A 12,763-nucleotide genomic window follows, 5' to 3' on the forward strand; every position below is an offset into this window, starting at 1 on the left:
ATGTGATAATATGGTGTATGCAGATTTACATGTTCACACTGCTTATAGTGATGGTATTCATTCTATTGAAGAAACGATCAAATTAGCTAAGGAAAAAGGAATTAAAGTGATTGCAATTACTGATCATGATACTGTTTTTCATTTCAAAGAAGTGCAAAAGGTATGCCGGCAAAATGGTTTAGAAACAATTCGTGGGGTTGAAATGAGCTGTTATGATTACGATGTACACAAAAAGGTGCATGTTGTTGGTTTGGCGTTAAATAACCATCCGTATCATGTTGAAAAACTATGTCAAAAGACTTTACAATGTAGGGATGAGTATCATCATGAACTTATTAAAATATTAAATCAAAAGGGCTTAAATATTACTTACGAAGACGCTAAAGAATACGCTCCGTATAATATTGTCTTCAAAATGCATTTATTCTTGGCGATTGTTCATAAGTATCCTGAGTATAATGATATTAATAAGTATCGAGAATTGTTTATGAGCGAGACTTCGCTAGATGTAGACTCTAAAATGGGATATATCGATATTAAAGAGGGGATAAAGGCAATTCGTGAGGATGGAGGAATTGCTATTATTGCCCATCCTTGTGAATATAAAAATTATGATGAAATTGAAAAATATGTCAGCTATGGCTTACAGGGAATTGAAATATCACATCCTAGTATGGAATCTGAAGATTATTCTTTAACACAGGAACTTGCAAATAGATTTCATCTTATAAGAAGTGGTGGCAGTGATTTCCATAATATCCATTTAACTGCAATTGGTGATTTTGGATTAACTAAAGAGCAATTTGATGAATTGAAAGAGGAAATGGGTAGATAAGATGCGAATAGTTAATATTAAAAATTTTAGAGATATTAAGGGATATAGCTCTCAAGATGGTTTTGTAATAAAACCCTACATGATTTTTAGGGGTGGTGCTTTAGATAAATTAACTATAAAAGAACAAAATCATTTTGTTGATCATTTAAAAATAAAATATATTCTTGATTTTAGAGATGAAGCTGAAGCAAGCTTAGCACCGGATAAGCAGCATGAAAATATTTTATATGAACGTATCAGTGCTCTTAAAATGCAATCGCATGATCAATATGGTTTTGATTTTGGTACTATGCTGCAAGGAGAGATGACTAAAGAAAAATACAACTATCTAATGTCTTATATCAAAGCAGGATATAAAGAGATGGCTTTTAATAATCCTGCGTATCATCGCTTGTTCGAATTGTTATTAAGAAATGATGGCTATGTTTATTTTCACTGTACTGCTGGAAAAGATAGGACTGGAGTTGCCGGCTTTTTGATTATGATTGCTCTAGGAATGAGTGAAGAAGATGCAATCCAAGAATACTTGTTATCCAATATTTATTTAAAAGAAAGTAATGATGAATTATGTCAGCAGCTACAAATTCCTGAGAAATTAAGGGAGGAATGTAGACCCTTATTATATGTTCAAAGAGAATTGATTGAAATAATGATTCAATCAATTCGGGTTAAATATAGAAGTTATGATGAATTTTTATTACAAGAATATAATTTTGATAACGAAAAAAGAAGAAGATTGAAAGAAATATATTGTGAATAGGTGGTGGGAATTTTGCCATTTGATATTAAATTCTATATAGTAAATCATGGAATATGGGTTATAAGAATTATGATTGCTGCATTTTGCGGCTGTTTGATTGGCTATGAACGAAGTAGTCGAAATAAGGGGGCGGGGGTGCGTACACATGCTATCCTTGCTTTGGGGTCTGCTTTAATAATGTTAGTATCAAAATATGGTTTTATAGACATAAATGAAATAGATGGTTCTCGTATAGCTGCCCAAATCGTAAGCGGCGTTGGTTTTTTGGGCGCAGGCGTTATTTTTGTAAAGAATGGTAATGTTTCAGGTTTAACAACTGCTGCTGGAATGTGGGCAACATCTGGAGTAGGAATGTGTATTGGTGCAGGATTATATGATATCGGAATTATAACAACAATTATTTTGATAGGATTACAGATATTGTTTCATAGGGGGTTCTTTTTAAAGGTCACACAAAATAATCAAAACATACAAATGGAAATCTATTATGAAGATTATGCATTGAAAGATATTCGTGAAGTTTTTGATAAATATGGTATTGATATACATTCTATGAAAGTTGAGAATCTAAAAAATAAATCTATGTTTTTAGAAATGGAGACTTATGTGAATAAAGGGTTTCAAAAAGAATCACTAGTAGAAGAAATGATGAATAAAACATATTTTAAAATGTTGAACTATTATTAGAAGAGAGAAAATCTCTTCTTTTTTATATATTTTAATTGAGATAAAAATAATTAATGAAAACTATTTTTTGATTTCTGAATATATGCATGAATCGGCTTAAACTGGTGAAAATTATATTTAATGATTTAAAGATTGAAATGTTCTTTATTTTGAATCATCAAGATTTTTTAATACCTATCTAGATAGTACTGGCAAAAAATAGTTTCCATTTAAGGAAACTATTTTGATTAAAAAAATTGTATTATCTATAATTTAAGTAAAGAGAGGGGAGGATATAAGGCGATTTATAATAGAACTGATCAGGTAATTTTAAATCAAATAGTGCACTCCATTTTATACAATATTTGTATGACTCTTTTTAAATGAATGACTTGGTGAAAAGGAGGAAGTAAGTATGCAAGCTTTAAATAGTTTTTTTGAAAGATATTTTATGCCCTTTGCAACAAAGCTTAATAGTATTAAAGGGCTTATTGCTATTCGGGATGCTTTTGTTCAAATATTCCCTCTTACATTTGTAGGATCAATTGTTGTTTGTATTAATGTTGTTTTATTAAGTTCATCAGGATTTATTGGTCAATTTCTTGTTAAAATAATTCCTGATTTAGATGATTTTCAAGCAGTTTTATCTCCTGTAAGTAACGGAACAATTAATCTCATGGCTGTTTTTATTGTTTTCTTAATTGCAAGAAATATGGCAAAACAGTATGAAGTAGATGGATTAAAAGCTGGATTAACTGCTTTAGCTTCATTCTTTGTATTATATCCACCTAAGGTTGATGGAATGTTAACGGAATCTTATCTAGGGGCAAATGGAATTTTTGTTGCTATAATTACAGGGTTACTAGTTGGATATGGTTTTAGTAAGTTAACAAAGATCGATAAACTTCAAATTAAGATGCCGGATCAGGTTCCACCTGAAGTATCAAAATCATTTATGATTGCTATTCCTACCGCAATCATCATTATTTTAACCTCTGTTATTGCTTATTGTATTTCGCTGATAGAGCCTCAAGGATTAAATGCTTTAGTTTATGCGATTTTACAAGCCCCTATTCAGTCTTTAGGAGCTACACCGTTTACACCTATGATTCTTATTTTTATGGCAATGATCTTATGGTCAGTAGGAATTCATGGAACCTTTACTGTTTCTCCGATTTATATTACTTTATATGCTTCTATGAATATTGCTAATATTTCTTATGCAGCACAGGCAGGAACAACTGCGGGCTCTCCGTATCCATATACATGGTTTGCCTTGTTTGAAAACTATGGATGTATTGGTGGGACGGGTAATACATTAGCGTTGATTGTTGCTATTTTGATTCTTTCGCGAAAGAAGGGATGGAAAAGAGCTGATTATACAAAAACTGCAAAGATTGGTCTTATTCCAGGATTATTTTGTATCAATGAACCTATTATCTTTGGTTTGCCAATCGTATTAAATCCAATCCTTGTAATTCCGTTTATCTTAAGTCCAATTGTTTCAATGGGTCTAGGCGCATTGATGATTTCTACAGGACTTGTTTTGCCTGGAACATTAGATGTTGGATGGACAACACCACAGCCTATTAAAGCGTTTTTATCAGCTTCAGGTTCGTGGGAGACTGCTATTTCAGTTTGTTTTGTATTTATAATTTGTGTTTTGATTTATTTACCATTTGTTGCCTTGGCGAATAAACAACAGACTAATCAATAGAAAGGAGTTATGTTATGAGACTATTTCCTAATGATTTTTTATGGGGTGGTGCAACAGCTGCTAATCAATTAGAGGGAGCGTATAATGAAGGTGGTAAGGGATTGAGTACAGCCGATATGGTAAAGTTTGTTCCTAGAGAAATAAGCTGTGGCAAAAATACAGAAACTGTTACTTATGAAGAAGCAATAGAAATAATGAATGGAAAGCACGATAATGAATATTATCCCAAAAGATGGGGGATTGATTTTTATCATCATTATAAAGAAGATATTGCTTTAATGGCAGAAATGGGATTTAGATGCTTCCGTATGTCAATCAATTGGACAAGAATATTTCCAAACGGGGAAGAACAAGAGCCAAATGAAGAGGGATTAAGGTTTTATGATAATGTGTTTGATGAATGTTTAAAATATGGGATTGAGCCGCTAGTTACATTGTCGCATTATGAAACCCCTCTCCAGCTTGCTTTAAAGTATAATGGATGGGAAAATAGGAAAATGATTGAATTCTTTGTTCATTATGCGGTAACAGTTTTCAAACGCTATCGAAATAAAGTAAAATATTGGATACCTTTTAATGAAATCAATATGTCTTTGCATTTACCTTATACAGGCGGTGCTATTTTCATTGAAAAATCACAAAATGAATTAGAAACTATTTTTCAAGCTTTGCATCATCAATTTATTGCTAGTGCGTTAGTAACAAAAAAAGCACGGGAAATTAATCCTAATTTTCAAATAGGATCAATGTTAGGTATGTCTTTATATTATCCAAAGACAAATAATCCAGAGGATATTTTGGCTGCTCAATGGGCAAATCGTGTAAATTATTTTTTCTTAGATTTATTATCAAAAGGTGAATATCCTGAATATGCACTTTCTTATATGAAGAAAAAAAATATTGAATTGAAGATGATGGAAGAAGACTTATCGCTGCTTAGAGAGAACACAGTCGATTTTAATTCTTTTAGCTATTATTATTCTTTATGTACGTCTGCGCATCCTGAAAATGAAGAAGGGCTGATTGCTTTTGTTCCTGAAAATGAAGTTATTGATGAATTTCATCCAAGAAAAGTTCGTAATGAAAATTTAGAAGTTACAGATTGGGGCTTCCAAATTGATCCAATTGGACTAAGGGTGGCTATTAATGAGGTATGGGATCGCTATCATAAAGCTATTATTGTTTCAGAAAATGGCTTAGGCACATATGATACTCTGACAATAGATAAGAAAATCCATGATGATTATCGTATTAAATATCTAAAAGAACATATTCAGCAAATGAAGATTTGTATAGATGAAGGAGTTAAAGTTATTGGGTATACGTCATGGGGATGTATTGATATTGTCAGTGCAGGGACTTCTGAGCGCAGTAAACGATATGGATATATTTATGTTGATAGTGACGATTACGGTCATGGGAGCGTGAAAAGATATAAAAAAGATTCTTTCTATTGGTATCAAAAAGTTATCAAAACTAATGGAGAAGATCTTGGTTAGTAGTTTAAACTGAAAACTCTTACTATGTATGAGTAAGAGTTTTTCGTGTATAATAAAAAAAAGGGGATGGCTATTATGATGGTTGATAAATTAAATGATGTTCTTAATCATGTTGAAACATATACTACGATGTATGTGTTTTGTTCTTATACCAAATCCCATATTCATGATATCGCGGATATGACTATCGAAGAGGTCGCAAAAGCTTGCCATACCTCTAAAGGACAGATTTCAAAATGTGCTAAAAATCTTGGCTTTACTTCTTATTTAGAGTTTAAAGACGCTTGTATTGATTATATACATTCTTTTCAAGATAAACCGTCATTCTTTTCAAAAGAATGTGATCTTCCTCAAAATACAAAAATGTTTGCTCAGTCTATGTCAAAAACAATTACATATGTAGGGGAGAAGATTAATTATTCACATCTTAATCGTCTGATTAACGATATTTTAAGAAGTAAAAAGGTTTATCTATATGCTCAAGGAGATAATCGTTCTCTCTGTAATGTTATTCAAGTAGAATTAAGTACTCTATATATTCCAGTTGTAATTTGTGATGCAGATTTCATAAAATCATATCAGTTTAAAGAAGAGCATCTTTTGATTATTTTAAGTACTAATGGGACTATTTTTCAGCTGAACAAAAGAATCATTTCACGTTTAGTTCATGCAGAAGTTAATACTTGGCTAATTACTTGCAACTGTGATATTGAGTTTTCTAAAAATAAGCTTATAGTTCCTTCGTGTAAAGCAAAATATAATAAATATGCAATTAGGCATGTGATAGATATTGTGATTGCAGCAATGCGCTTTGTTCAGCAGTTATAAATTGATAAAAGCTGAGTTTTATCTTAACTATAAAACTTATGTAACTATTAAAGACAGCTGATCATGTCACAGTGAAATAAAAAACAGTGAAAGTTTTATTGTGGTAAAATATTGCGTTTTTAAATTAAGCAAGCTGCGATTATTAATTAAAACGCAAAGACTTTTTTGTAAACTCTCACTATTAATATCTTTTATTTATTTTTCCATTTTTTTGAAAAATCCGAATTTTCAGATTCATTATGTCCTCTATGTCCAAAGACTTGATGTTGAGCTAATGCTTTTTCTAGTTTTTTAAATTCTTCGTTGCTCAAAGTTATAGAAGAGGCCTGTAGATTTTCTATGATTCTATCTTTGTTTTTTGAACCATGAATAGGTACAACATTAGGATATTTATGCAACATCCATGCTAATGAAATTTGTGCTGGTGTTGCTTCTTTCTCTTTTGCAAACTGATGAAGTATATCTATAATAGGTTGATTTTTAACAATGTTTTCTTGTGTAAGCTGTGGAAGAAACTTTCTTACATCATCACCCTCAAATTTTGTTTCTGAAGTTACTTTTCCTGATAGTAGTCCACTTGCAATTGGAGAGAAGGCGACAACACCAATCTGATTATCTAGACAATATGGAAAAACATCGTCTTCACAGTCTCTTTCTAATAATGAATATAAATTTTGTACTGCTGTAACTGGTGTGAGTTCATGGGCTTTTTGTATCGTTTCTTTTGTAACTTGTGAAAGGCCCCATCCTCTAATTTGCTTTTCTTGAATTAACTTTCCCATCACTAATGCAACATCTTCAATAGGAATATCGCGATTTATTCTATGTAAATAATAAAGATCGATATAATCTGTTTTTAAATTTTTCATTGATTTTTTTAAGTGCTCTCGAATAACTTTCTCTAATCCATTATTTTCAACTTCTTGGGTATTTAGATATAATTTTGTTGCAAGAGTTATATCTTTTCTAAAAGGCTCAACTGCTTTTCCTACAAGACGTTCGTTATGCCCTGCTTCAAACATTTCTTTACCATAAGTTTCAGCGGTATCAAAAAAAGTACAACCTTCTTGATATGCATTTCTTATTGCTTCAATTGCATATTTTTCACTTGGCACTTGACCATATCCATGGGAAACCCCCATGCATTCCATACCAATTTGTGATACTAATAAATGACCAATTTCTCTTTTTTGCATAATTTTCTCCTTAACTATAATATATTTTTATTGATTTAAGTTTAAGAAAGGATACTCAAATCTTTACATGTATTATTTCACAAGATAAAATAATAATTATATAATATAACATTTTTATAGGGCTATAAGTTTTATTTATAAATTGGAGGAGAAAATTATGGAGTTATCACAACTTGAACAATTTATTGCTATTATGCACAACAGCTTCACATATCACAGCCAGCCTTAAGTATTGGATTAAAAAAGTTAGAGGAAGATTAATTGAAAAAATAGATTGCTCTTAAAATGCTTAGTTATTGTAATTATTTTATTAGGGCTTATTCAAAAGATACAGAATCAGAGAATTAACCGTCTCAAAGAAATACTGAGTATTATAATGAAGATAGTTCCAGCAATCAAGAGAATGGAGCAAATAACGTTTTGAATGATGCAGATTATATTGGATACATTACGATCTCAAGTTACTTTCTGTTCTTCTATCCGTTTTTCTGATAGATATAGTATTTATGCGGACATTCTCGATTTTCTTTCCCTTTTTTTATAAACAAGTTATTTGATATTAGGGTAATTAGTATGATGATCAAGGCTTTAATTATAAAGATTTTATAATCAGTACAATTATAATTAAGGTTCTCAATCAAAGCTATAACGGTGTTATATAAGTGTATATATTTACTAGGATTCTTTTATTTTAGTATTGTTAGTTTCATAACAGTAGTGAGAGATGAACTACGAACCATAATCATAATTTTCCTACTTTATTTGAAAGTATAGTGTTTATCCAGATAGTAAAAAATTATATATAAAACTATATAATTATTTACTAAATATTGAGAAATATATTGAAATATTTTACTAAATTTTATATATTATATTGGTACTAGTTATTTGAAAACGATTTCAGTGGCATAATAGGTGAATAACTATTACAACATTCTATAAAAGGGAGATTATATATGAAGTCAAAGTTTTTTAAAAGTGCATTAGCACTAACCTCGGCTCTAAGTCTTTCAGGAATAAATATGTTTTCAGCCGTAGCTAAAAATCTTGATACTACAGGTTTAGAAACAGAGTATGAAATGTTAGAACTTGAAAGAACTAAACCCGGAACAAATTTAATTAAGAATGGTGGATTTGAAACTAATAAAGGTCAATACTGGAGTACAACAGGTGATGGTCAAATTACTGATTACCCAGGTGCGGCTCATAACAGTAAAGTTTGCGGGTTATTACCATCATTCAGTAAAAATGCATCAGTATATCAAACATTATCATTAGAGAAGAACAAAGAATATAAAGTAACAGCCAAAGTTTTAAGTGCTGATGCTGCTGCACAAGCAATTGTTGCTATTAAAACACCAAATGTAGAGAATTTAAATCCTGCTATAGAACAAGCAATTACATTTAATGAAGCTTGGCAATATCAAGATTTAACATTTACATTTAATAGTGGAGAAAATAGTGAAGTAGCATTAGCTTTTATTAAATGGACAGAATCAACTGAGAATGCTACATATAAATCACAAATCTATATTGACGATGTAACATTGAGTCAAATAGGTACTGAGACTACTCCAAATGATGAAAAATATGAAGTAATTTGGAAAGATGAGTTCGATGGAACAGGTGCTATTGATAACAATGGATTAGATAACTCTAAATGGGGTTATGAATTAGGGTGTATTCGTGGTGTTGAACAACAACACTATACTAAAGATAAAGAAAACGTACATGTTGATGACGGAAAACTTGTCTTAGAGGTGACAGATCGTGCTAAGGAGTCACAATATAAAAATCCACGTGGAGATCGTCAAGTTATTTATAATTCTGGAAGCGTTAGAACACATGGCAAACAAGATTTTTTATTTGGGCGTATTGAAGTATTAGCAAAATTACCAGAAGGACAAGCAACTTTCCCAGCATTCTGGACATTAGGGTCCGATTTTACGTTAGATGGATCTATTAACGGTGACCAAGGAGATGGTTGGCCTTTATCAGGAGAAATTGATATCATGGAATCGATCGGTGATCCTAATTTTGTTTATGAAACGTTACATTACAGCGATACCAATAAACCAGGATATACACCGGGAGCAGATAATGGTAAATATGCAGGGAACGGCAAAGGGTCAAAAATTACTACACCAGGTGTTGTGATCGATGGTGAAACGTACCATGTATTTGGTATTAACTGGTCTGAAGGTAAAATGGAATGGTATATTGATGATCAAATTGTAAGAAGTGTTGATTATAGTGATGATCCTGCTGCCAAAGCAGCATTAGACCGCCCTCAATATATTCAATTAAACTTTGCTACTGGTGGAAACTGGCCAGGAGATGCAGGTTCAAACTTAGCAGGACAAACATTTAAAGTTGAATATGCATACTATGCACAAAATCAAGAGCAAAAAGCAGCGGCAGAAAAATACTATGCTAATACTGCAGCTCTCAATGTAAAAGATTTATCAATGGTAGAAGGTGTTGTACCAGATTTATTAAATGAAGCAACATTAACAGCAGGCAGTGAATTAGTAGACTTATCAGAGTATACAATTGATTACTCAATAGATAATGAACATATGTTTACTACAAACCCTGACTTAAACGATAACTCTCAAAGCAATGATCAAAATCAAACTAAGGTAGAATGCTTAATAGATGGCGTAGCTAGTAAAGAAAAAATTGCTAAACTGGCACCAGGTGAATACAATATTCATTATTCCGCAATGCATGATAGTAAACCATCAGTACGTAAAACAGCAAAGCTAACAGTAGTTGAAAAACCACTATTACCTAGTGATATGGATTTAGAAGGTGTTATTGGTAATAAATTAGAATCAATTGCATTACCTGAAGGATGGGGATGGGTAAACCCAAATATGGTAATTGATACTCATACTGGAGAATATGAAATTATTTATACTAAAGTAGACTTTTCTAATCCAGTAAAAGTAACAGTTAGAGCAACTGAAAAAGCAGATGTTGATACTATTGCACCAACAGAAAAACCATCTAAAGATAATACTTCTGTTAAAACGGGTGATAATGCGCTTGTTGCTACTTTCGCAATGTTAGGAACAATCTCTTTAGCAGGAATTACTCTACTAAAGAAGAAAAACTAAATAGTACAATTATGCCACAACAGACAACCTCCGGCTAACAATCGGTGGTTGTTTTATTTAATAATAAAATGATAAATGCTTATAATTAATATTCAATATGGTGATGTTAATTATGAATCAATAAAAAATTAGATTGTCTAATAAAATATTTATTAAATTTTAGGTAAAATGTATAACTGATGTGTTGCGTTACATGATTATTCAATGTAATTTCCCCTCATCTAATGAAGTTTGGCTTTACACAAAATCACTTACAGACTTCGCCTACAATCCATAAATTGGAATCAAATCTTTCTTCATTACAATATTTTTTCAGTAAAATTATACTTTTATAGCCAAGACTACTCTATAACTGAAAGATATTTTTGTAGTCAAAGATATAAACCGGACATGTATATATTTGCTGCTATAATAATATATTAATCAGCAGTATCATGGTCATGTTGGTCATTCGCTAATTTTAAATTGTTCAAATCGATTATAACAACAGTTAGATTTTCTTATGATCGGGTTATTACAATCTGTCTCATATGCATTTCGATTTTTGAGACCAGTATTTAATAACTCTAATTTTAGAATGCATCTTAAAAGAGGTATTAGATATATTTAATTTGCAAAACAAATAAAAATTTCCTATTTAAGACTTTATACTCTACTTTGATTATCCACATGGCTAGAATCAGTGAATATCTTATTCATTTTATGTATTAGCAGCATATGCTCGAGTAAATGTCCTATCAGAAATATCAAATAACAGATTTTTTATATCTATAGGTGTTGCATACAACGGATTTTATTTTACTGATTTTCAAGTGTAACAGAGATGTTTTTTATGAAATCTTTATTCTACACTAACAATGATGTACCTTTATATTTAAATAGATTAAAAAAACAATTTTTATCATTTATAGACATAAGTATGTAATTTTATGTTAAAATTTAGTATAAGCCGGTTGGCTAATTTGATAGCAGGAGGGATAAATGTATTATAGTTTTGATTTATTGCTAGTAGGATAAGTTGATTGCATTTTTGGAGGAAATAAATATGAAAAAAATTTTAACATTTGCTTTGGCAGCATTAATGATTATTTCTATGACTGGATGTGCTGGAAACGATAACACCCAGAAAGAACAGGAAAAGGTAGTTACATCTTTTTTTGATAATATAAAGGAATACAAGCTAGATGAATTAGAAAAGCTGGGAACTGATGATTATACTGATGTACTTGATATTAGTTCTATAACTGATGGATTTAAGAATTTTGAAGATGAAAATGTTTATGGTGAATCCTTTGTGAAAGAAACCGAAAACTTTGTTAAAAAAGTCTTTGATAAATTAATAAAAGAGTATAAAATAACTTTTGATGACGAAGAAGAAAATACCGTACTGGTTAAAGGAAAAAGACTAGATGAAAAATCAATCGATATGACATCAGCACAAGAAAATATTAATGAACTGGCTCAGAAGTATCAAGAAGAAAATATGGAAGAGTTATCTAAAATATATTTAGAACAGGGACAAGAAGCAATGATGAAAAAGATTTTTGATGATTTGTCAAAAGAGTTATATAATCCGTTATATAAAGAATTAGACAACGCTAAGTATACCGAATTTACATTTAAATTTGAGATGGTAGAAAAAGATGGAAAATGGCTAATTGATAAAATTAATAAAGAAAAATAGATTTTTAAATATTGGCAATAATCAAACACTTGTGAAATATGATTATTTATTGAAATAAAGACAGTATTTTTTGTCGTGTTTTTTAATGTTATAAGCTGATATACTAATAATGAGGTGAAAGAAATGGTATTAGAGTTAGAGAGTTTAAATATTAAAACAACTGAGCTTCAGATAGCTGTTGTAAGGCTCCCAGAGGTATTTCTAGAAAAATCAATATCACCAGCAAGCCCTACCATTTTATTTGTCCGGAATAAGAGAAAATCAGTATAGTCGATTGGGTTGTTGTTGAAGTAAAAAGGAAGACTCATAATAAAAATATTGACATTTAGGCCCAATTCATTTGTGGTATACAAATTAGAAGAATCAGATAAATTTGAAAAAAAAGATGTATAAACATTTTTGGAAAAACAAGCAGTTGATATAACTGCTTGTTTCAGACTGTTGACAAAGTAAATA

The 12,763-nt window shown here is 30.8% G+C and carries 9 protein-coding genes; 8 read left to right on the plus strand and 1 reads right to left on the minus strand.

The window, feature by feature from the left end:
• Positions 1–10 precede the first annotated feature (10 nt).
• The 6 genes from KTF99_RS09130 (at position 11) to KTF99_RS09155 (ending at position 6,305) form a co-directional block, all read left to right on the plus strand.
• Positions 11–835, plus strand: a complete 825-nt coding sequence (locus tag KTF99_RS09130) for a PHP domain-containing protein (RefSeq protein WP_029481528.1) — start codon at positions 11–13, stop codon at positions 833–835.
• A 1-nt stretch (position 836) separates the two neighbouring features.
• A complete protein-coding gene (locus tag KTF99_RS09135; protein WP_003534615.1) occupies positions 837–1,595 on the plus strand; it encodes a tyrosine-protein phosphatase in 759 nt (252 codons plus the stop codon).
• 3 nt (positions 1,596–1,598) lie between these two features.
• On the plus strand, positions 1,599–2,282 hold the full coding sequence (locus tag KTF99_RS09140) for an MgtC/SapB family protein (protein WP_226816579.1): 684 nt from the start codon (positions 1,599–1,601) through the stop codon (positions 2,280–2,282).
• 394 nt (positions 2,283–2,676) lie between these two features.
• Positions 2,677–3,978 carry a PTS sugar transporter subunit IIC gene (locus KTF99_RS09145; protein WP_003534613.1) on the plus strand — a complete coding sequence of 434 codons (1,302 nt, stop codon included), beginning with the start codon at positions 2,677–2,679 and terminating at the stop codon, positions 3,976–3,978.
• 14 nt (positions 3,979–3,992) lie between these two features.
• Entirely contained in the window at positions 3,993–5,477 is a 1,485-nt protein-coding gene (locus KTF99_RS09150) for a glycoside hydrolase family 1 protein (protein ID WP_217215535.1), read from the plus strand.
• A gap of 75 nt (positions 5,478–5,552) precedes the next feature.
• Positions 5,553–6,305, plus strand: a complete 753-nt coding sequence (locus KTF99_RS09155) for a MurR/RpiR family transcriptional regulator (protein WP_020994413.1) — start codon at positions 5,553–5,555, stop codon at positions 6,303–6,305.
• 191 nt (positions 6,306–6,496) lie between these two features.
• Here the strand turns inward: KTF99_RS09155 and KTF99_RS09160 are convergent, their stop codons facing one another.
• Entirely contained in the window at positions 6,497–7,501 is a 1,005-nt protein-coding gene (locus tag KTF99_RS09160) for an aldo/keto reductase (protein ID WP_029481512.1), read from the minus strand.
• Between the two features lie 956 nt (positions 7,502–8,457).
• Here KTF99_RS09160 and KTF99_RS09165 point away from each other — a divergent pair.
• Both KTF99_RS09165 and KTF99_RS09170 read left to right on the plus strand, forming a co-directional pair.
• A complete protein-coding gene (locus KTF99_RS09165; RefSeq protein ID WP_029481510.1) occupies positions 8,458–10,623 on the plus strand; it encodes a glycoside hydrolase family 16 protein in 2,166 nt (721 codons plus the stop codon).
• A 1,045-nt stretch (positions 10,624–11,668) separates the two neighbouring features.
• A complete protein-coding gene (locus KTF99_RS09170) occupies positions 11,669–12,307 on the plus strand; it encodes a hypothetical protein (RefSeq protein ID WP_029481508.1) in 639 nt (212 codons plus the stop codon).
• Positions 12,308–12,763: the final 456 nt, after the last annotated feature.

Origin of the sequence: Erysipelatoclostridium sp. MSK.7.34, from assembly GCF_019041935.1 — a bacterium.
In the GTDB taxonomy this organism is placed as follows: Bacteria; Bacillota_I; Bacilli_A; order Erysipelotrichales; family Coprobacillaceae; genus Thomasclavelia; species Thomasclavelia ramosa.